At 45.5% G+C, this 20,542-nt stretch carries 17 protein-coding genes; 11 read left to right on the top strand and 6 right to left on the bottom strand.

All coding sequences use genetic code 11. The annotated features are described in order from the left end of the window. Positions 1–108 precede the first annotated feature (108 nt). On the bottom strand, positions 109–1,605 hold the full coding sequence (locus tag IEY13_RS19185) for an amino acid permease (protein WP_188955223.1): 1,497 nt from the start codon (positions 1,603–1,605) through the stop codon (positions 109–111). A 164-nt stretch (positions 1,606–1,769) separates the two neighbouring features. On the opposite strand from IEY13_RS19185, the gene IEY13_RS19180 reads away from it, so the two are divergent. Genes IEY13_RS19180 through IEY13_RS19165 form a run of 4 tightly spaced genes read left to right on the top strand, consistent with a single transcriptional unit; the run spans position 1,770 to position 5,982 of the window. Further along, entirely contained in the window at positions 1,770–3,023 is a 1,254-nt protein-coding gene (locus IEY13_RS19180) for a dicarboxylate/amino acid:cation symporter (protein ID WP_188955220.1), read from the top strand. A gap of 16 nt (positions 3,024–3,039) precedes the next feature. Next, complete coding sequence (locus IEY13_RS19175) at positions 3,040–3,711, top strand: DedA family protein (RefSeq protein ID WP_188955219.1); 672 nt, start codon at positions 3,040–3,042, stop codon at positions 3,709–3,711. 36 nt (positions 3,712–3,747) lie between these two features. Beyond that, positions 3,748–4,992, top strand: a complete 1,245-nt coding sequence (locus tag IEY13_RS19170; protein WP_188955217.1) for an MFS transporter — start codon at positions 3,748–3,750, stop codon at positions 4,990–4,992. Beyond that, complete coding sequence (locus tag IEY13_RS19165) at positions 4,993–5,982, top strand: glycosyltransferase family 9 protein (RefSeq protein WP_188955215.1); 990 nt, start codon at positions 4,993–4,995, stop codon at positions 5,980–5,982. It abuts the gene before it with no gap. 90 nt (positions 5,983–6,072) lie between these two features. On the opposite strand, the gene IEY13_RS19160 is transcribed toward IEY13_RS19165, so the two are convergent. From IEY13_RS19160 to IEY13_RS19150, 3 genes are all read right to left on the bottom strand, one after another. Continuing rightward, complete coding sequence (locus IEY13_RS19160; protein WP_188955213.1) at positions 6,073–6,534, bottom strand: hypothetical protein; 462 nt, start codon at positions 6,532–6,534, stop codon at positions 6,073–6,075. A 156-nt stretch (positions 6,535–6,690) separates the two neighbouring features. Further along, positions 6,691–7,620: a malate dehydrogenase gene (gene mdh / locus IEY13_RS19155; protein WP_188955211.1), complete on the bottom strand. Its 930-nt coding sequence runs from the start codon at positions 7,618–7,620 to the stop codon at positions 6,691–6,693. 92 nt (positions 7,621–7,712) lie between these two features. After that, positions 7,713–8,252, bottom strand: coding sequence for a TlpA family protein disulfide reductase (locus tag IEY13_RS19150; protein ID WP_188955209.1), 540 nt, complete (start codon positions 8,250–8,252; stop codon positions 7,713–7,715). A gap of 131 nt (positions 8,253–8,383) precedes the next feature. Here IEY13_RS19150 and efp point away from each other — a divergent pair, with 131 nt between their 5' ends. From efp to accC, 3 genes are all read left to right on the top strand, one after another. Then, positions 8,384–8,950 (top strand): elongation factor P, encoded by a 567-nt coding sequence (gene efp, locus IEY13_RS19145; protein WP_188955207.1) that lies wholly within the window; start codon positions 8,384–8,386, stop codon positions 8,948–8,950. A 148-nt stretch (positions 8,951–9,098) separates the two neighbouring features. Further along, positions 9,099–9,587 (top strand): acetyl-CoA carboxylase biotin carboxyl carrier protein, encoded by a 489-nt coding sequence (gene accB / locus IEY13_RS19140; protein ID WP_188955205.1) that lies wholly within the window; start codon positions 9,099–9,101, stop codon positions 9,585–9,587. A gap of 106 nt (positions 9,588–9,693) precedes the next feature. Next, the gene (gene accC, locus IEY13_RS19135) at positions 9,694–11,034 is read left to right on the top strand and encodes an acetyl-CoA carboxylase biotin carboxylase subunit (RefSeq protein ID WP_188955203.1); all 1,341 of its coding nucleotides are present in this window, start codon (positions 9,694–9,696) and stop codon (positions 11,032–11,034) included. Positions 11,035–11,257: 223 nt separating this feature from the next. Here accC and IEY13_RS19130 read toward each other — a convergent pair whose 3' ends face one another. Both IEY13_RS19130 and IEY13_RS19125 read right to left on the bottom strand, forming a co-directional pair. After that, entirely contained in the window at positions 11,258–11,698 is a 441-nt protein-coding gene (locus IEY13_RS19130; protein ID WP_188955201.1) for an EMC3/TMCO1 family protein, read from the bottom strand. Between the two features lie 185 nt (positions 11,699–11,883). After that, positions 11,884–14,073 (bottom strand): glutamine synthetase III family protein, encoded by a 2,190-nt coding sequence (locus IEY13_RS19125; RefSeq protein ID WP_188955199.1) that lies wholly within the window; start codon positions 14,071–14,073, stop codon positions 11,884–11,886. A 466-nt stretch (positions 14,074–14,539) separates the two neighbouring features. Here IEY13_RS19125 and rfaD point away from each other — a divergent pair, with 466 nt between their 5' ends. From rfaD to IEY13_RS19105, 4 genes are all read left to right on the top strand, one after another. After that, positions 14,540–15,559, top strand: a complete 1,020-nt coding sequence (gene rfaD, locus IEY13_RS19120) for an ADP-glyceromanno-heptose 6-epimerase (RefSeq protein WP_188955197.1) — start codon at positions 14,540–14,542, stop codon at positions 15,557–15,559. Positions 15,560–15,589: 30 nt separating this feature from the next. Then, a complete protein-coding gene (gene proC, locus IEY13_RS19115; RefSeq protein WP_188955196.1) occupies positions 15,590–16,390 on the top strand; it encodes a pyrroline-5-carboxylate reductase in 801 nt (266 codons plus the stop codon). Between the two features lie 140 nt (positions 16,391–16,530). Continuing rightward, positions 16,531–18,180 carry a CTP synthase gene (gene pyrG, locus IEY13_RS19110; RefSeq protein WP_188955194.1) on the top strand — a complete coding sequence of 550 codons (1,650 nt, stop codon included), beginning with the start codon at positions 16,531–16,533 and terminating at the stop codon, positions 18,178–18,180. 121 nt (positions 18,181–18,301) lie between these two features. Then, positions 18,302–20,464 (top strand): S9 family peptidase, encoded by a 2,163-nt coding sequence (locus IEY13_RS19105; protein WP_188955192.1) that lies wholly within the window; start codon positions 18,302–18,304, stop codon positions 20,462–20,464. Positions 20,465–20,542: the final 78 nt, after the last annotated feature.

Raw genomic sequence — 20,542 nt, 5'->3', positions numbered from 1 at the left:
ACTATTTAACCGGCAAGCCCGCAAATGAATGCGTAAGTGTACCTTTTTTAAACAAAAAGGGGCTGACCTGTGGCCGCCCCTTTCAAACTATTCTAATATGCAACGGTTTTAATCATTGTCAGTTTTTTCTCCTCTCAGCGTTTTTTGTACTATGCTGTTCTTTTTACTGTAACCGAAGTATACAATAAAACCAAGCGCCAGCCAGCCAATCAAACGCAGCCAGTTGGTCCAGCCCAGGCCAAAAATCATAGCGCCACACACAATAATACCTAAAATAGGAACCAGTGGTACCAGTGGTGTTTTAAACTCACGCTTCAGTTCCGGATTGGTTTTGCGTAATACAATTACCGCGGCACATACCAGCATAAAGGCGAACAGGGTACCAATACTACTCATATCACCCACTACATCACCCGGTACAAACGCAGCAAAAAGTCCTACCAGTATCAGTACAAAAAGGCTGGCTTTGTGTGGTGTTTTGTATTTGGGGTGAATGGCGCTGAAGGTTTTAGGCAGTAAGCCGTCTTTACTCATAGAGTAAAACACGCGCGACTGACCCAGTAACATTACCAGAATTACAGAAGAAAAACCTGCCAGAATAGCAATGGTTACGAGTTGGCCTAACCAGCCATAGCCCTGCATATAAGTGTTGATAGCGTAAGCTACAGAAGCTTCTTTACCGGTAGTTCTGAAATCATCGGTAGAAGCTACGCCGGTAAGTACGTGTGCAAAAAGAATATACAATATGGTACAAACAGCCAGAGAGCCTAATATGCCTATTGGCATATCGCGCTTGGGGTTTTTAGCTTCCTGGGCAGCGGTACTAACCGCATCAAACCCGATAAAGGCAAAAAAGACGACCCCTGCGGCCCCCAGTATACCCATTATGCCACCAAAGTTGTGAGAAATGCCCTGGTGATCGGTATAGGTGCCTGTTGGTGGAATATAAGGTGTGTGATTGGCAGGGTTAATAAACTGCCAGCCAATAATAATTATGAGTACTACAATGGCAACCTTGGTTACTACAATAATGCCGTTTACCAGTGCAGATTCCTGCGTGCCTTTTATCAGCAGCAGCGTTAAGGCAGATACAATAAACAGGGCGGGCAGGTTAATTAAACCATGCACACCATCTATGTTATGTTCAAAGGGCGAGTGGCACCATTCGTACGGTATGGCCTTCCAGTGCAGCACATTTACCAGTAAGTTATTCAGGTATTCGCTCCAGGCAATGCCTACCGTGGCAGCACCTACCGCGTATTCCAGTATCAGATCCCAGCCAATAATCCAGGCAATCAACTCGCCCATAGTGGCGTAGCTATACGTATAAGCACTACCCGCAATAGGTATAGAAGATGATAATTCTGCATAACACAAACCTGCCAGCGCACATCCAATGGCGGCAACCACAAATCCTAACGTAACAGAAGGCCCTGCATTTTGTGCGGCCGCGGCGGCGGTTCTTACAAACAAACCAGCACCAATAATAGCCCCGATACCCAGTGCAACCAGGGAGCCGGCACTAAGGGTACGTTTCAGTCCCTTTTCCGATTCCGCTGCCTGCCCCAATAGCACCTGGAGCGATTTCTTAGCAAATAAACTCATAACAGTGTGTAGATTTTTAGCTGAACGATTTGGAAAAATAAGGCATTATCATTTTTCCCTCCAAAACTTTCTACAGGATGTGGGTATTTTTCCCCCGTTCCAACGGCCGCTGCGTAAGGCTTTTTGCCATTTAATGCTATATTGCGCAACTATAAAGGGCCTGCATGACGAAAAAAAACAGACTTACCGCATTCATTATCATAGCTATGGCGCTGGGTATGGGTGTAGGTTATATTATACACACAAATGTTTCCCCAGCGGGAATTGCGGCGTTCTCAAAAGATATTAAGTTATTAACTACTATATTTTTAAGGCTGGTGCAAATGGTAATTGCACCGCTGGTATTTACCACGCTGGTGGTAGGTATTGCCAAACTGGGCGATTTAAAAACAGTAGGCAGGGTAGGTGGCAAAGCCATGTTATGGTTTATTTCTGCCTCGCTGGTTTCACTGCTATTAGGCCTGCTGCTGGTAAACATTACCCAGCCGGGCAGTTTAATTGAATTGTCTGTTGCTGATACCAGTGCTGCCAGTGATCTGGTAGGTACGGCTAAGAAATTTTCACTGGAAGATTTTGTAAAGCATGTGTTCCCCAAAAGCGTGTTTGAGGCAATGGCTGCCAATGAAATATTACATATAGTTGTATTCGCCATTTTCTTTGGGCTGGCAGCAGCAGCTATGGGTGAGTTTGCCAAACCCGTGGTACATGCTATGGATGTGGCGGCGCACATTATATTAAAAATGGTAGGCTATGTAATGTACTTTGCGCCCATAGGGGTGTTTGGTGCATTGGCAGCAGTGGTGGCTGAGAGAGGGTTTGAAGTGTTTAAGTTTTACGGTGGCTATATGCTGGCTTTTCTGATTGGTATAGCTGCTTTATGGATAGTACTGGTGGGGGTAGGTTTTCTGATACTGGGTAGCAAGCGGATGATAAGCCTGTTTAAGCATATAGGTAATCCTTTGCTTATCGCCTTCAGCACTACCAGCAGCGAAGCAGTGTTCCCCCGCCTTACAGAAGAGCTGGAACGCTTTGGCTGTAAAAATAAAATAGTATCGTTTATTCTGCCGTTGGGCTACTCGTTTAACCTGGATGGCAGTATGATGTATATGACGTTTGCGAGTATTGCCATTGCCCAGGCGTACCATATTCCGTTGGATTTGGGTACGCAGCTTACAATGCTGCTGGTGTTAATGCTTACCAGCAAAGGTATTGCCGGTGTACCGCGGGCCTCACTGGTAGTGGTAACCGCTACCTGCACCATGTTTAATATACCGCCTGAAGGTATAGCGCTGATTTTGCCGATTGACCATTTCTGTGATATGTTCCGCACTGCTACCAACGTACTGGGTAATACCCTGGCAACCACGGTAGTAAGCAAGTGGGAGGGAGAACTGGCCCCGGAACCAAATAGCCTTTAAAAAAAACAAAAATTGTATGGAAAAAGGAATGATTCAGCAGTTTATTGAGTGGATAATTCATAACGGTGGATTGTATGTAATGCTGCTGGTTATTTTTGCGGAAACAGGATTATTGCTCGGCTTTTTTTTGCCGGGCGACAGCTTATTATTTGCGGCAGGTTTGTACATGGAAGAGCTGGCTACTGAGTTTTTTGGCCTGCACTATGTGTTTATTATTCTTATGGTAATTATTGCCTCTGTAATAGGTAATATGGTAGGCTACTGGTTTGGCTACAAAACCGGCCCTATGCTGTTTGAAAGAAAAGACACCTTTCTGTTCAAGAAAAAACACATGTATAAGGCTAAGGATTTTTATGAAAGGTATGGTAAGGGTACTATTTTCCTGGCCAAGTTTCTGCCCATCATACGCACGTTTGCCCCCATTATTGGCGGTGTGGTAAAAATGGACAAAAGCACTTTCTTCCTGTATAATGTTTTAGGCAGTGTATGCTGGGTAACTTCTATGATGCTGGGCGGGCATTTTCTGCAGGGCTGGGTAGCTGATAAATTCGGCTTCAGCTTAAAAGATCATATCGAAGGCATTACGCTGGTAATTGTACTGGTTACCACCCTGCCGGTGTTATTTAAAATTGTATTTGGTAAAAAGTCGCCTGTTGGTACTTCTGCTACCGGACAGGAACAGAACTAAAACATATAACGGTTGCTTGTTTAATTTCACCTTCAGATGTCGAAAAAATACACCCTTTCCAGCCTGGTGGTATGGGTAGCTGCGCTGGGCTACTTTGTAGATATTTTTGATCTGCTACTGTTTGGCATGATACGAACCTCCAGTTTAAAAGATATTGGCATTACTGCCAAAGAAGATATTGAACGCATGGGGCTGATGCTGGATAACTGGCAGATGATAGGTATGCTGGTTGGTGGTATTTTCTGGGGCATACTGGGGGATAAAAAAGGTCGCTTATCAGTACTCTTTGGCTCTATACTTACCTACTCGCTTGCCAATATTGCCAATGGTTTTGTTACCGATGTAAGTGTGTACGCACTGCTGCGTTTTGCCGCGGGCTTTGGCCTGGCGGGTGAATTGGGGGCGGGCGTAACACTGGTAAACGAACTGCTGGATAAAGAAAAGCGCGGCTTAGGTACTGCCTTTGTAGCAGGCACCGGTATACTGGGGGCGGTTGTAGGCGGCTTTGTGGTAAAATGGGTAGGCGACTGGCGCATCTGCTATTTTATAGGTGGCGGTATGGGTGTAGTGTTGCTGTTAATGCGTGTAGGCATTATGGAGTCGGGCATGTTTGAGCACATGAAAAACAGCCACGCGCAAAAGGGTGGTTTCCGGCTCATATTTACCAATAAGCAGCGCTTAATGAAATATCTGGGAGTGGTATTTGTAGCCGTTCCCCTCTGGTATGTGGTGCAGTTGTACGCCAAGTATTCGCCCGAACTGGCAGATTCTATGGGGTTACAGTTTTCGGAAGCGGAAAGAAAAACGGTGCCGGTAAATGCTATTATGCTTACTTACCTGGGCCTTACCTTTGGCGATTTTGCCTGTGGCTTATTATCGCAATACCTGCGTAGCCGTAAAAAAGCTATCTGGATTTTTATGGTTACTTCCATAGCAGGCATTGTAGCCTTTTACCTGCTGGCACCACGTGGACATATATGGTTTTACGGACTTATTTTAATACTGGGCTTTGCTGTAGGCTATTGGGCAGTGTTTATGAGCGTGGCCGCAGAAAGCTTTGGCACCAATATACGCAGCACCGTTACCAATACAGCACCTAACTTTGTGCGGGGTACGGTGGTGGTGATTAACCTGGCCTACGAATTTTTAAAGTACCGGCTGCATTATAGCTCTATGTGGGCCAATATAACGGTGGGCATTGTGGTTTTTGCAGTAGCTATATGGGCGCTCACCCGTTTGGAAGAAACTTTTGGTAAAGATCTGAATTATATAGAAGAATAGATGAAAGTACTGGTTATCCGCTTTTCCTCCATAGGAGACATTGTTTTAACTACACCGGTAATGCGTTGCCTGAAGCAGCAGTTGCCGGACGTTACGGTACATTATCTTACTAAAAAATCGTTCAGGGGGCTGGTGGAAACCAATCCCTATGTAGATAAGGTGCATGTGCTGGGTGATGATTGGGAAGCGATGATTGCAGAACTACAGGCAGAACAGTTTGATCTGGTGGTAGACCTGCATAAAAACCTGCGTACCCTGCGCGTAAAGCGTGCCTTACGTAAAGTAAAAAACGTTTCTTTTCCCAAACTGAATATTGAAAAGTGGCTGTTTACTTCCTTCCTTAAAATAAACAGGTTACCCAAAGAACATATAGTAGACAGATATCTGGCCACTGTAGCGCATCTGGGTGTAAAGAATGATGGCCGTGGCCTGGATTACTTTATACCCAAACAGGATGAAGTAGATGCCGGTGATTTGCCTATGAGCCACCAGGCTGGTTATGTAGGTGTGGTAATTGGCGCTGCCCTGAATACCAAAAAACTACCTGTAGAAAAGCTAAAGGAACTGTGCCGGTTAACAAACCGCCCCATTGTGTTATTGGGTGGCCCGGAAGACAGGGAAGAGGGCGAAGAAATTGCATCTGTTGATCGTGTGAAAATTTACAACGCCTGTGGTAAGTTTAAACTGAATGAAAGCGCCTGCCTGGTAAGAAATGCCCGAATAGTAGTAACCCACGATACCGGGCTTATGCACATAGCAGCAGCCTTTAAAAAGCCGGTTATTTCTATCTGGGGTAACACCGTGCCCGACTTTGGTATGACGCCTTATTACGGCGATGCTAAAGTATCCTCCACCTTATTTGAAGTAGAAGGCCTTTCCTGCCGCCCCTGTAGTAAAATAGGATACAAAAAATGCCCCAGGGGGCATTTTAAATGTATGAATCTGCAGCATATACGGGATATAGCAGCGGCTGCGGAAAAAGGCTCCTGAGTGGCCAGTAAAAGTGCCAGGGAGGGCATTAGCTTCAAGCATTTTAATATACCCACGTTATATAGCAACGACCTGTAAACGATATTTTATTTACTGAACGGTGCCTACTGATTTTATGCGTGCAAACTTCAGCGCCGCCAGATCTTTAGAGGCTACATAACTGACCATGTAAAAGGTATCGCAGTTGGAGTTGAAGTAAACGTTAGCCTCTGGTACCACACTACGTATGCCATGCGAATAGTTGGTAAACCAGGTACTTTTGTTACGGAAATCTACCCGTCCACCGGTGCCTATAATAAAATCGTCAGCAGTAGATACAGTGTAAGTGCTGTCTGCTTTTACGTTAAGCTCAAAGCCATTGCTAACAGCTTCCCATTTGCTTTCGCCTGTAGGCTTCATTTCACCTGCCAGCTTCCATTTGCCCAGATAAGTAGACGGAAGGCCCGTTGCGGGGCACGTAGTCATTTCGTTTTCAGGCGCATTGGCTTCTTTTATACAGGAGGTAGTTAGAATGGCAACAGCAAGCACAAGAAAAGTAAGTGCCTTTTTCATGGATGAATCGTTTGGTAGTATGAAAACCGCCATAGGGTTTTCGTTGCGCGCATGCCCAAAATTGTTGTTGCAGCAACCGGTGCTAAAGAAACCCTACATATTTAATAACAAAGGCTGCGCAGAGGCAGCCTTTGTTATCAGAAATAAGAATATCATTTACAGCGTTTTCAGCACATCATTCATGCTTCTAACCGCATCAGCACTTTTGTTAAACAGTGCCTGCTCTTCTGCATTCAGTTGATAATCCACTATTTTTTCCCAGCCGGTTTTGCCAATAATTACCGGTACGCCCAGGCATATATCTGTTTGGCCATAAGCTCCTTCCAGCGATACGCAGCTGGCTATCAGTTTTTTCTCATCACGTACAATGCTTTGTACTACCGAAGCGGCTGCTGCGCCGGGTGCGTACCACGCAGAAGTGCCTATCAGTTTGGTTAAAGTAGCGCCGCCTACCATGGTGTCTGCTACAATCTGCTGTTGTGCTTCTGCACTTAACAGGCTGGTTACCGGTATACTGTTCCAGGTGGCGTAGCGGATAAGCGGTATCATGGTAGTATCGCCGTGGCCACCAATTACAATAGCGTTAAGGTCGGCAGGGCTGGCCCCGAGGTGTTTGCTTAGCTGGTATTTAAACCGCGCACTGTCTAACGCGCCACCCATGCCTATAATGCGGTTTTTGGGTAATCCTGTAGCCTGAAGGGCCAGATACGTCATGGTATCCATAGGGTTACTTACTACTATAATAATAGCTTCGGGAGAGTATTGTAAAATGTTTTCTGCTACGCCTTTTACTATCCCTGCATTTACGCCTATCAGTTCTTCCCGCGTCATGCCGGGTTTACGGGGTAAACCGGAAGTAATTACCACCACATCAGAGCCGGCGGTTTTTGAATAATCGTTGGTGCTGCCGGTAATGCGGGTATCAAAGCCTAGCAGTGCAGCCGTTTGAGATATATCCTGCGCCTTTCCTTCTGCAATTCCTTCTTTAATATCCAGCAATGCCAGTTCTTCACATAATGCCTTTCTGGCTATATTATCGGCCGTAGTAGCGCCTACGGCACCGGCTCCAACAACTGTTACTTTCATAGTATTACCCGTTTATAGTGTTAAGGTTAATAAATGTATGTATTTATAAAGTTAGGGGGAAACATCTGTTTCCCCCTGTAGTCCTTTGCGTGTTATTGTTTTTTGCGACTGGCTTTTTTATTATCGCCCTGGCGCTTATTAATAGCTTTAGCCAGCTTTTCGGCACCCGCACCGTTACGAAAAATATCTACCAACTGATGTTTGGCATTGTAAACGGCTATAAAAGGCGTTTGGGTAACCTGGTAAAAGCTGGGCAGATAATATTCTGTGTCGCGGCCTAAACGTACGTTATCCAAACCTTCCAGTTGGTATTTATGCGCAAAACCTCCGATATCCTGGGGTGAGTGGTAGCTTACCATTACAAAAAAGGCATTTTTCAGTTCATTCATGTGTTTTACAATGTCTTCCGCCTCCAGCTGGCAATGGCCGCATTCCGGGCTGAAGTACACAATTACCACCGGGCGGCCTGCGGGTATCTTACTATCTGTAAACCAGGTGCTATCACTCTGTAATATCTGAAAAGTAGGCAGGGTGGGGCGTTTCCGGTAGGGGGCGCTGCTGTCGCTCTGCTGTGCCTGAACAAAATTTCCAACGCCTGTCATCAGTAAAAAAGCCAGTATCAGTTTTCGCATCTCAACATATTTTATTCAAATATCGGATATCTGTTTTCTCAGAAAAATGCGTGTTGATGGTTTTTGCCCTGTAATCCCTACTTTTGCCAGGTTTTCCGGCAACGGAAATTAAAAAATTACAAAATCTTTTTATGGCAACTACATCAGATATCAGCCGCGGTATGATATTAAAACTGGACGGCAGTTTATACTCAGTGGTAGAATTCGGTGAAAACAAAACGGCCCGTGCAGCAGCCAAGGTATGGGCTAAATTAAAAGGTGTGGATAACAGCCGCTCTATCGAAAAAACCTGGAACAGTGGTGAAACCATTTTTCCGGTACGTGTAGAGAAAAAAGCGTATCAGTACCTGTATAAAGATGAGTCTGGTTTTAACCTGATGGACAACGAAACTTTTGAGCAGATTATATTGGCCGATGGAATGATTGATGCTCCTCAGTTTCTGAAAGATGGTTCTGAAGTGTTTGTATTTATCAATACTGAAAGCGAACAGCCGATTGGTGCAGAACTGGCCGAGAAAATTGTATTGCAGGTTACTTATTGCGAGCCGGGTTTAAGAGGCGATACCGCTACCCGCGCACTGAAGCCTGCTACCGTTGAAACAGGTGCCACTGTTAACGTGCCACTGTTTGTAAACGAAGGCGAACTAATCCGTATTAACACCAAAACCGGTGAGTACGTAGAAAGAGTAAAAGAGTAATTAGTTACCGGATTGAAATCCCGCGGGGAACGCGGGATTTTGCTTTTGCGGGTATAGGAAAAAAGCTGATTTTAAGTGAAAAATGGCTATTTTGCCTCCCCTTTAGCTAAAAACTGGAATATAACAAAGAACCCCCAAAAAAGAGCATATGGACTTCAAACAGATTCAGGAGCTGATAAAAATCATTAACAAGAGCAATATCGGCGAACTGAGCATAGAGGAAAAAGATTTCAAAATTACTATTAAACAGAAGGAAGACCAGGTACAGACTGTGTACGCTGCGCCATCCGCTCCTGTATATACTGCTGCTGCATTGCCAGCGGTTGCCCCTGCTGCTGTTTTACCGGCTGCCAGCGGTGCTGCTGCTGAAGCAACTGCGCCTAAAGCGGCAGATAACCTGGTTACCATCAAAAGTCCAATGATTGGTACCTTCTACCGCCGTGCTTCTCCTGATAAGCCTTTATTTGTAGAGGTAGGAGACGAAATTGCACCAGGTAAAACTGTGTGCATTATCGAGGCCATGAAACTGTTTAACGAAATTGAAGCTGAAATCAGCGGTAAAGTGGTAAAAGTGCTTGTAGATGATGCAAGCCCGGTTGAATTTGACCAGCCTTTATTCCTTGTAGAACCAGCTTAATAAGTCATATTAAGTCATCGGTTTCCCGGTCATAACTATGAACGGGTTGCCGATGGCTTCTTTTTTTTGACTACTAAAAGAAGTTCTGACTAAACTACTAAAGTAAATGTTTAAAAAAGTTCTCATAGCCAATCGCGGAGAAATTGCATTACGCGTTATCCGTACGTGCCGTGAAATGGGCATCAAAACCGTGGCTGTTTACTCTACTGCCGATAAAGACAGCCTGCACGTGAAGTTTGCAGATGAAGCAGTTTGTATAGGTCGTCCTCAGAGCAGTGAATCCTACCTGAATATCCCTCATATTATGGCTGCTGCAGAAATTACCAATGCAGACGCTATACACCCCGGTTACGGGTTTCTGGCCGAGAATGCCAAGTTTGCCCAGATCTGTGGCGGACATGGTATTAAATTCATAGGCCCCACCCCCGAAATGATTAACAAAATGGGGGACAAGATTACCGCTAAAGAAACCATGATTAAAGCAGGGGTACCTGTAATTCCGGGCAGCGACGGTTTGTTGCAGAGCGTGGATGAAGCAAGGCACCTGGCTAAAAACGTGGTAGGTTACCCGGTAATTCTGAAAGCTACCGCCGGTGGTGGTGGTAAAGGTATGCGTGTGGTTTGGGAAGAATCTGAACTGGAAAAAGCATACAACACTGCCAAAGCAGAAGCAGCAGCAGCGTTTAAGAACGATGGCATTTACATGGAGAAATTCGTGGAAGAGCCCCGTCACATCGAAATTCAGGTTGCGGGCGACAGATATGGCAGAGTATGCCATCTGAGCGAGCGTGACTGTTCTATACAGCGCCGCCACCAGAAACTGGTAGAAGAATCACCTTCTCCTTTCATGACGCCCGAACTGCGCCAGAAAATGGGTGAGGCTGCTATTAAAGCAGCAGCAGCCATTAACTATGAAAGCGTAGGTACCATTGAATTCCTGGTAGATAAGCACCGCAACTTCTACTTCATGGAAATGAACACCCGTATTCAGGTAGAACATTGCGTTACCGAAGAGGTAATCAACTTCGATCTGATTAAAGAGCAACTGAAGATTGCTATGGGTGAGGAAATTTCAGGTAAAAACTATGAGCCTCAGATGCACGCCATTGAGTGCCGTATTAACGCCGAAGACCCGTATAACGATTTCCGTCCTTCACCCGGTAAAATTACCGTATTACACACGCCAGGTGGCCATGGTGTAAGGGTAGACAGCCACGTGTATGCAGGCTATGTAATTCCTCCTTACTACGATTCTATGATTGGTAAGCTGATTACTGTAGCACGCACCCGTGATGAGGCTATCAGCACCATGTACCGCGCATTAAGTGAGTATGTAATTGAAGGCGTAAAAACTACTATTCCTTTTCACCTGCAACTGATGCAGAACGAAGATTTCAGAAACGGTAACTTCAATACCAAGTTCCTGGAAACCTTCCAGATGAAATAGTGGTAACTCCTGTTTATTGAATAAATGATTTTCATACACAAAGGCTGTAACTCTGGTTATAGCCTTTTGTTTTTACGGACATGAAACTATTGTTCTCTAAGATGGCTCAGGGCAACTGGTAGAACGGTATCAATGTCGGAGTTTGGAAGGTAGTAAAACAAAGCGCCTGCATACCTGAATACGCAGACGCTTTGTGAATAGAGGTAGAGATTTTGTGTAGTGTTTAATTCTGGGTTGGTGCTCCGCCACCATTACCACCCTGTCCACCAGGACGGCCACCACCGCCACCGCGGCCACCACGTCCGCCACCAGGGCCCATACGGCCTCTGTTACGCTCCTGAAATGCTTCCAGCTTAGCAGCTTCCTCATCCGTTAACACACCTTTCAGCTTCTTCTTCTGCTCTTCCTGTAATGCTTTCAGTTTTGCTTCTTTAGCGGCCTGATCCAGCGACTGATCCATGAAAATCTCCCTTTGCTTAGGGCGAAACTCATCCTGAACAGCAAGCACCTTCTCAATTTTTTCATCACTTAACTGAACGCTGTCTTTCAGTAACTGCTTTTGTCTTTCCTTCATTCTGGCCATTCTGTCGCCATCCTGAGCGTTGCTCTGAAAAGCGGTAGCAAGTGATAATACCACTGCTACACCGGCAATGAACTTCTTCATATGTTTAGATTTTATAGAGGCGCAGTTTACTTGTTACTGCTGTTTAAAAATACCGATTTTCTTTATCTACCATCTTCTTCGTATATCACATTCGGCGAACCGGTTTTCTTTAGAGGTATAACAAAAAAGCCGTTCCACAGGGTAGTGGAACGGCTTTTTGTATTGTAAAACCGGTTGTTACGTAATTAGCGCAACAGTAACATTTCTCTGTATTTTGGTAAAGTCCAGTCTTCATCACTTACCAGGTGTTCTAATTTGTCTACATGGTAACGGATTTCATCGAAGAACGTAGCTTTTACCTCTGCTTCGTAAGCAATGGCTTTTTCACGTGTATCGGTAAGGTTGTTTACCTTTTTACGTGCTTCTACCATTTCATTTACTTTGGTGTAGATGATATTGATACGATCGGAGATTTCTTTCAGCATAGTCAGCTGGCTGGCATAAGCACTCTCAGGTAAGCCGGTAGCTTTGATAGCGCTGATGTTGTTGGCCAGTGTAGTCTGATAGTTGATAGCCGCAGGCAGGATGTGGTTAATAGCCAGATCACCCATAATACGACCTTCGATCTGTACTTTCTTAATGTAGTTTTCCAGCTCAATCTCATGACGGGCTTCCAGCTCGGTGTGCGTTAAAACGCCGCAAGCTTCGTATAAATGCTTCGCTTTGTCGGTAACCATTGCGTCCAGTGCCAGCGGAGTGGTTTTAACGTTGGCCAGGCCACGTCCTTCCGCTTCTTTAGCCCACTCTTCGCTATAACCATCACCTTCAAACAGTACTTTTTTGCTTTCAACAATGTACTTCTGAATAACGTGCATAATAGCAATTTCCTTCTTGTCGCCTTTCTCAATCAAAGCATCCACATCTTTCTTGAATGTTTTGAGGGTTTGCGCCATGATGGTGTTCAGAACAGTCATCGCATTAGCACAGTTGGCGTTAGAACCTACCGCACGGAACTCAAACTTGTTACCGGTAAACGCGAACGGTGAAGTTCTGTTACGGTCGGTATTGTCCAGCAGCAGTTCAGGAATGCTTCTGTGCAGATCCAGTTTCAGGATAGCTTCGTCTTGCTCGTCGAATTTATCACCTACTCTGGTTTCAATATCGCTCAGTACTTTAGCCAGGTATTGACCGGCAAATACAGAAATGATAGCAGGAGGCGCTTCGTTGGCACCCAGGCGGTGATCGTTACCTGCAGAAGCAATAGAAGCTCTCAACAGATCAGCATAATCATGTACAGCCTTAATGGTGTTCACAAAGAAAGTAAGGAACATCAGGTTGGTCTTAGGCGTTTTACCTGGAGCCAGCAGGTTAACGCCGGTATCGGTAGCTAAAGACCAGTTGTTGTGCTTACCGCTACCGTTGATGCCTGCAAATGGCTTCTCGTGTAACAGTACGCGCAGTCTGTGACGTTTGGCAACGCGGCTCATAATGTCCATTAACAAAACGTTATGGTCCACCGCAATGTTTACTTCTTCAAATATAGGCGCACACTCAAACTGAGCAGGTGCCACCTCGTTGTGACGGGTTCTTAAAGGAATACCCAGTTTGTAAGATTCTTCTTCAAAGTCGCGCATGAAAGCATACACTCTTTCAGGAATAGAACCGAAGTAGTGATCTTCCAGTTGCTGACCTTTGGCAGGAGAGGCACCAAACACCGTACGGCCACACTGAACCAGGTCAGGGCGGGCGTTAGCCAGTGCTTCGTCAATTACAAAGTACTCTTGTTCCCAACCCAGTGTAGGAGTTACTTTGGTAACGTTTTTATCAAAATAGTTACAAACGTCTACAGCTGCTTTGTTAATGGATTCCAGTGCTTTCAGCAAAGGACCTTTGTAATCCAGCAGTTCGCCGGTATAAGAAACGAAAATGGTAGGTACACATAAAGTTTTGCCTAAACCAATTTCCATAATAAATGCAGGAGAAGAAGGGTCCCATGCAGTATAACCACGTGCTTCAAAAGTAGCACGGATACCACCGTTAGGGAAAGAAGAAGCATCAGGCTCCTGCTGAATCAGCGCAGCGCCGTCAAACTCTTCAATTGCAGTTCCGTCACCTTTCAGGGTAAAGAAAGAATCGTGCTTTTCAGCAGTAGTACCTGTTAAAGGTTGAAACCAGTGTGTGTAGTGTGTTACGCCTTTGCTTTGAGCCCAGGCTCTTATGCCATTAGCAATCTGGTTGGCAACAGTACGGTCAATTTTTTTACTTCCTTTAATGCTTGCTTGTAAGCTTTTATAAGCTTCATCGCTTAAATATTCGCGGGCGGTTTTAAGGGTAAAAACGTTCTCGCCAAAGATGGCAGTTACTTTGGTTGTACTGGCTACAGCAACCTCTTTTGCACCGGTGAGGTCATTGATCGCCTGAAATCGTAATGACATAAGTGTTTAAATTTTTTCTGTTGACAAAACAAAGACAATTTGGAACAAATAACAATATCCTTCTGTAAAAATGCGAAAAAAAAGCCGCGTTTATTCAAAAATGTTGATTTTTTTATCCGTATTAACGTTAGTTTCAATCGTTTCTTTAGAAATTATTGAAACATATGAAATATTTTAATGAGAAATTCGAATCTGGATACCGGTAAGCGGTGAACAGGCATACAGCCGCCGGCAGGTTTCTCCATGTATAGTCCATGTTAAGTCCATGTCAGGTCCGTGTCTAACCCGCCGCTCCTTCACAAATGCTACGTAGTTCCTTGCACCCATCTCCCGGGATGATACTGGGTGAATGCATGAATAGCTGTTGATTTTCTAACGCTTTAGCCGGTTATATCCCCAGGTTGCACCCGGCTGGCTGCCCGCTTTTGGCTATTAAAACGTAGGTTTGCGCCTGCAAAACGGGCATATGTTTGAATCACAGGAAATAGCAGCAGGTCAGCAGGTAATTGTTGTAACAGGGGCCGCCGGGTTCATCGGCAGCTGTATGGTACAGTATCTTAACAGCAAAGGGTTTGAAAACCTGATATTGGTAGATGATTTTGGCGAGGAAAAGAAACGCTCCAACTGGGAAGGCAAAACCTTCCTCCGCACAGTGGAGCGCCAGTCGTTCTTCAACTGGCTCGAAACTGCCCGGCCGCAACTACAGTTTGTGTTCCACCTCGGCGCCCGCACCGATACCACCGAGTTTAACTATGCTATTCATGAAGAACTGAATGTGCAGTACTCCATAGATATGTGGAAATACTGCACCCTGCATCAGGTGCCGCTGGTATATGCCTCTTCCGCTGCTACCTATGGCGGAGGCGAACTGGGCTACGATGATTCGCATGAAGTAGTAAATCAATTACAGCCGTTAAACCCCTACGGTGTAAGTAAAAATGAATTTGACAAATGGGCCTTACAGCAAACAGAACAGCCGCCGTTCTGGGCGGGCCTGAAATTCTTTAACGTATACGGCCCCAATGAATATCATAAAGCGCGCATGGCCAGCGTAATCTTCCACTCCTTCAACCAGATTCAGCAGAACGGTGTGGTAAAACTGTTCCGCAGTCACCGCGAAGGCATTAAAGATGGCGAGCAACTGCGCGATTTTGTATATGTAAAAGATGTGGTAAAGGTGATGTACTGGCTGATGGAGCAAAGTGCGCAGCCTGATACAAAGGCCAGCAACGGACTCTACAATCTGGGTACCGGCCAGGCCCGTTCTTTTATAGATCTGGTAAAATCTACCTACGCAGGCTTAGATAAAGAACCGCATATTGAGTTTATAGATATGCCCGAAGATATCCGCGATAAATATCAATACTTCACCGAAGCTAACATGAAGAAGCTGCAGGACGCTGGTTATAACGAACCGTTCTATTCGCTGGAAGCAGGTGTGGATGATTACGTACGCAACTATCTGAAAGCGGGTAAGATTTGGTAAATTTGATCTCTTCGTATAACAACCAAAACCATGAGCAACAAAATAGCCATCATTGGCGGGGGGAACCTGGGAACTGCTATTGCAGAAGGATTAATCAGCAGTGGTTATATACAGCCACAGCATATCATCGTTACCAAAAGAAATACTGCCACGCTGAAGCCGCTGGAAGAAAAAGGCGTGCTGGTGAGCAATAACAATACAGAAGCGGTGCGGTATGCCGATTGGCTTATACTGGCCGTAAAACCTTTTCAGGTAAAAGAAATTCTGGAGCAGTTACAGCCTGATCTGGACCCCAAACGTCATGTACTCATCAGTGTTATCACCGGTATATGGGTAAAAGACATGCAGGAGGTAGTAGGAGAGGAGTTTACGCTGTTCCGCGCTATGCCTAATACCGCTATCGCCATCCGTGAAAGTATTACCTGTATTTCCCGTCACAAAGCTTCTGCTGCGCAGGAGCAGTTTGTAAAGGGCTTGTTTGATCAGCTGGGTAAAACGGTGCTGATTGAAGAAAAGCTGATGGATGCCGCTACGGTACTGGGTGCCTGTGGTACTGCCTACGCCATGCGTTATATCCGCGCCAATATTCAGGGCGGTATTGAAATTGGTTTTGACGCAGCCACAGCCTCGCTGATTGCTGCCCAAACCGTAAAAGGCGCGGCGGAACTGCTGCTGACCAAACATACCCATCCGGAGCAGGAAATAGATAAAGTTACCACACCTAAAGGCTGTACTATTGCCGGGTTAAACGAAATGGAGCATCAGGGTTTCAGCTCTTCTTTAATAAAGGGCGTAGTTACCAGCTACAAAAAAATTGTCAACGATATGTAATTGCGGTACCTCTCCGTTTTTAACACCCCTTTTTTTTCAAACCGGAAAATTAGGTTAACTTTGCATGACCTTCACTAATTACAGGTCATCCAATCTGCTTTTAAGGCATTAGAGAGAGTATAATATAACAACCATTATATATGGCAAAGTACATTTTTGTGACTGGTGGTGTAACCAGTAGTCTGGGTAAGGGTATTATTGCGGCCTCACTGGCCAAACTGTTACAGGCACGTGGGTTTAGCGTAACTATTCAAAAACTGGACCCCTACATTAACGTAGACCCCGGTACATTAAATCCTTACGAACACGGTGAGTGTTATGTAACGGAAGATGGTGCTGAAACGGACCTTGACCTGGGCCACTACGAGCGTTTCCTGAACATTTTCACTACCCAGTCTAACAACGTTACTACCGGCCGTATATATCAGCATGTAATTAACAGAGAGCGTGAAGGTGCTTTTCTGGGTAAAACCGTTCAGGTTATTCCGCATATTACCGATGAAATCAAGCGCAGAATGCTGCTGCTGGGTAAAGATGGTAAATATGATATTGTAATTACCGAGATAGGTGGTACTGTAGGTGATATTGAAAGCTTACCGTTTATTGAAGCGGTACGTCAGTTACAGTGGGAGCTGCCTGAAGAAGATGTAGCCGTAATACACCTTACACTGGTGCCTTACCTGAAAGCAGCAAAAGAGCTGAAAACCAAGCCTACACAGCACAGTGTTAAAATGCTGAGCGAAACAGGTGTACATCCTGATGTAATTGTATGCCGTACAGAAGAGCCGCTGGGCAACGATATTAAACGTAAAATAGCGCTGTTCTGTAACGTTAAACCAGAAGCAGTTATCGAAGCAATGGACGCACCTACTATTTATGAGGTGCCATTGGAAATGCTGCGTGAAAAGCTGGATCTGATTTGTCTGAAGAAATTTCAGCTGACTAACTATAAAGAGCCCGTACTGGACAAATGGAAAGGCTTCCTGGATAAACTGAAATATCCTAAATCCAAAGTAACCATCGGTTTAATTGGTAAGTACATTGAGTTACAGGATGCCTATAAGTCTATCCTCGAAAGCTTTGTACACGCCGGTGCTATGAACGAAACCAAGGTGCAGATTGTAAATGTGCACAGTGAATATATCTCTCAGGAAAACGTAGCTGAAAAGTTACAGGGCCTTGACGGCTTACTGGTAGCCCCCGGTTTTGGTATGCGTGGTATTGATGGTAAAATTGTTGCCATTCAGTATGCACGTGAAAACGGCCTGCCTTTCTTCGGTATCTGTTTAGGTATGCAGATGGCAGTAGTAGAATACGGCCGTAACGTACTGGGACTGGCCACAGCGCACTCTACCGAGATGGATGCTAATACTGTTGACCCGGTAATTAACATGATGGAAGAGCAGAAGCAGATTACCATGATGGGTGGTACCATGCGTTTAGGCGCTTACCCTTGCGATATCAAAGCCGGTACATTGGCAGAGAAAATCTATGGCAGCCTTAGCATCAGCGAGCGTCACCGTCACCGTTACGAGTTCAACAACAAATACCTGGATGCGTATGAAGCCAGCGGTATGAAGGCGAGCGGCCGCAACCCCGAAACCGGTCTGGTGGAAATTATGGAAGTGCCATCACACCCATTCTTTATTGGCGTACAATACCACCCCGAACTGAAGAGCACCGTAGAAAACCCGGCGCCACTGTTCGTAAGCTTTGTAGGAGCAGCCAAGCAATACAACGAGAAAAAGAGCAGCATGAAGAACCCTGTGTTACAGGGCGAAATTATATAAGCAGTACGCCGGTGCAGGCCGGTAACTGTTTTACCACAGCACGAAATACACATTACAGGTGTGTATTTCGTGTTTTTTTATGTCATTCCTGTAAATTGGCGTTTTAATTACTCTTATCAACATGAAACAAGTACGTAAACTAGCTGCTTTGACCTGTCTGCTTTTATCGCTGCAGGCAACCGCACAGCATTGGACTGCCGATGGTAAAGGTTATTACGAAGCGGAAGACAATGGAATTGTGTTGTATACGCTGCCCGCTTTTTCCAGTAAGGTAGTGATAGAAAAAGCAAAGCTTACCCCTGCCGGCAGCACTGCTCCGTTAAAAGTGAGAAACTTCAGTTTTTCAGAAGATGGTAAAAAAGCACTCATCTATACCAATACACAAAGAGTATGGCGCCAGGATACCCGCGGCGATTACTGGGTGCTCGATCTCAATACCGGCAGTTTACGTCAGCTGGGTAAAGGAAAGCCGGTTTCTTCTTTAATGTTTGCCAAATTCTCACCCGATGGTAATAAAGTAGCGTATGTAAGTGAGCATAACGTATATGTGGAAGATGTAAAAAACGGCGCTATCAAAGCTCTTACCACAGACGGTACCGACCGTATGATTAACGGTACGTTCGATTGGGTATATGAAGAAGAGTTTGACTGCCGCGATGGTTTCCGCTGGAGCCCCGATAGCAAACACATTGCTTACTGGCAGATAGATGCCCGCCAGATCAGAAACTATCTGATGCTGAATACCACCGATTCTATTTATTCCTTCAACGTACCGGTAGAATATCCCAAAGTAGGTGAAGCGCCTTCTCCCTGCAAAGTGGGTGTAGTGGATATTACCACAGCTAAAACTACCTGGATGCAGGTGCCCGGCGATAGCCGCCAGCACTACATTCCCCGTATGGAATGGGCTAACAACACTACCGAGCTGATATTGCAGCAACTGAACAGAAAACAGAACGAAAGCAAAATATTCCTGTGTAACAGCACTACCGGTGCCGCCCGTGCTATCTACTCCGAAACGGACAAAGCATGGATAGATATTAAAGCACGCTGGGCAGATGATCCTACCGGCTGGGAATGGCTGAACAATGGTAAAAACTTTTTATGGGTGTCTGAGAAAGACGGCTACCGCCACATTTACCTGGTAAGCCGCGATGGCAAATCAGAGAAACTGGTTACCAGCGGTAAATATGACATCATTACTATACAGGCCATTGACGATAAAACAGGTAACATCTACTTCATGGCTTCTCCTGACAATGCCACCCAAAAGTACCTGTACCGTGTAAATATATCCGGTGGCGAAGCAACGCTGTTATCACCCGCCACACAAAAAGGCACCCATGGTTACGAAGTATCGCCCAGCGGTGCTTATGCCATGCACTCTTTTTCTTCTGCTAACAGCCTGCCTATGCAGGAATGGGTAAGCCTTCCAGCGCACACCGCCCTGCCCGGTACAGAAAAACATGCCAGCCGCCGCCCCGGTACTCCGGTATATCCTGTTGAGTTTTTTCAGGTAACTACCGAAGAAGGTGTAACACTGGATGGCTGGATGGTGAAGCCCGCCAACTTTGATGCGACTAAAAAATACCCCGTACTGTTTAACGTATATACCGAACCAGCCTCCCAAACCGTGAAGGACAGCTATGGTACCGGCAGCACCCGTTTGTACAGTGGTGATATTGCAGCAGATGGTTATATACAGATTAGTCTGGATGGCCGCGGCACCCCTGCACCTAAAGGAGCAGCCTGGCGTAAAGCTATTTATCGCAACATTGGTCAGGTAAACATCCGCGATCAGGCACTGGCAACCAAAAAGATACTTGAGTGGCCATATGTAGATAGCAGCCGCGTGGCTGTATGGGGCTGGAGTGGTGGTGGTTCTACTACGCTGAACCTGCTGTTTCAATACCCCGATATTTATAAAGTAGGTATTTCCATTGCCCCGGTAGCCAACCAGCTTACCTACGACAATATTTATCAGGAACGCTACATGGGTATTCCGCAGGAAAACCGGGAAGACTTTATAAACGGCTCACCCGTTACCCATGCTAAGGACCTCCGCGGCAAACTGCTGCTGATACACGGCACCGGTGATGATAACGTGCACTATCAGAATACTGAAATGCTTATTAATGAACTGGTTAAACACAACAAAGTGTTTCAGTTGATGAGCTACCCCAACAGAACGCACGCTATTTCTGAAGGCGAAGGCACCAGCCAGCACCTGAAAAGCACGTTTACTGAGTTTTTACGCAGAAACTGCCCCGGTGGTGGCCGTTGATAAGGCGTAATAGTTAAATTATACAGCTTTTTACGAACGCCGTCCCAAAAGGGGCGGCGTTCTACGTTGCAAACCCTA

The organism is Filimonas zeae (genome assembly GCF_014641615.1).
GTDB lineage: Bacteria > Bacteroidota > Bacteroidia > Chitinophagales > Chitinophagaceae > Filimonas > Filimonas zeae.
This window is presented reverse-complemented; position numbering and strand designations above follow the sequence as displayed.

What these genes read in the sequence shown, in the direction of transcription:
- IEY13_RS19160 (WP_188955213.1), bottom strand. Translation starts at nt 6,534, where the DNA reads ATGAAAAAGGCACTTACTTTTCTTGTGCTTGCTGTTGCCATTCTAACT.
- rfaD (WP_188955197.1), top strand. Translation starts at nt 14,540, where the DNA reads ATGTTTGAATCACAGGAAATAGCAGCAGGTCAGCAGGTAATTGTTGTA.
- accB (WP_188955205.1), top strand. Translation starts at nt 9,099, where the DNA reads ATGGACTTCAAACAGATTCAGGAGCTGATAAAAATCATTAACAAGAGC.
- IEY13_RS19175 (WP_188955219.1), top strand. Translation starts at nt 3,040, where the DNA reads ATGGAAAAAGGAATGATTCAGCAGTTTATTGAGTGGATAATTCATAAC.
- IEY13_RS19125 (WP_188955199.1), bottom strand. Translation starts at nt 14,073, where the DNA reads ATGTCATTACGATTTCAGGCGATCAATGACCTCACCGGTGCAAAAGAG.
- IEY13_RS19170 (WP_188955217.1), top strand. Translation starts at nt 3,748, where the DNA reads ATGTCGAAAAAATACACCCTTTCCAGCCTGGTGGTATGGGTAGCTGCG.
- IEY13_RS19130 (WP_188955201.1), bottom strand. Translation starts at nt 11,698, where the DNA reads ATGAAGAAGTTCATTGCCGGTGTAGCAGTGGTATTATCACTTGCTACC.
- mdh (WP_188955211.1), bottom strand. Translation starts at nt 7,620, where the DNA reads ATGAAAGTAACAGTTGTTGGAGCCGGTGCCGTAGGCGCTACTACGGCC.
- IEY13_RS19180 (WP_188955220.1), top strand. Translation starts at nt 1,770, where the DNA reads ATGACGAAAAAAAACAGACTTACCGCATTCATTATCATAGCTATGGCG.
- IEY13_RS19150 (WP_188955209.1), bottom strand. Translation starts at nt 8,252, where the DNA reads ATGCGAAAACTGATACTGGCTTTTTTACTGATGACAGGCGTTGGAAAT.
- accC (WP_188955203.1), top strand. Translation starts at nt 9,694, where the DNA reads ATGTTTAAAAAAGTTCTCATAGCCAATCGCGGAGAAATTGCATTACGC.
- IEY13_RS19105 (WP_188955192.1), top strand. Translation starts at nt 18,302, where the DNA reads ATGAAACAAGTACGTAAACTAGCTGCTTTGACCTGTCTGCTTTTATCG.
- IEY13_RS19165 (WP_188955215.1), top strand. Translation starts at nt 4,993, where the DNA reads ATGAAAGTACTGGTTATCCGCTTTTCCTCCATAGGAGACATTGTTTTA.
- proC (WP_188955196.1), top strand. Translation starts at nt 15,590, where the DNA reads ATGAGCAACAAAATAGCCATCATTGGCGGGGGGAACCTGGGAACTGCT.
- efp (WP_188955207.1), top strand. Translation starts at nt 8,384, where the DNA reads ATGGCAACTACATCAGATATCAGCCGCGGTATGATATTAAAACTGGAC.
- IEY13_RS19185 (WP_188955223.1), bottom strand. Translation starts at nt 1,605, where the DNA reads ATGAGTTTATTTGCTAAGAAATCGCTCCAGGTGCTATTGGGGCAGGCA.
- pyrG (WP_188955194.1), top strand. Translation starts at nt 16,531, where the DNA reads ATGGCAAAGTACATTTTTGTGACTGGTGGTGTAACCAGTAGTCTGGGT.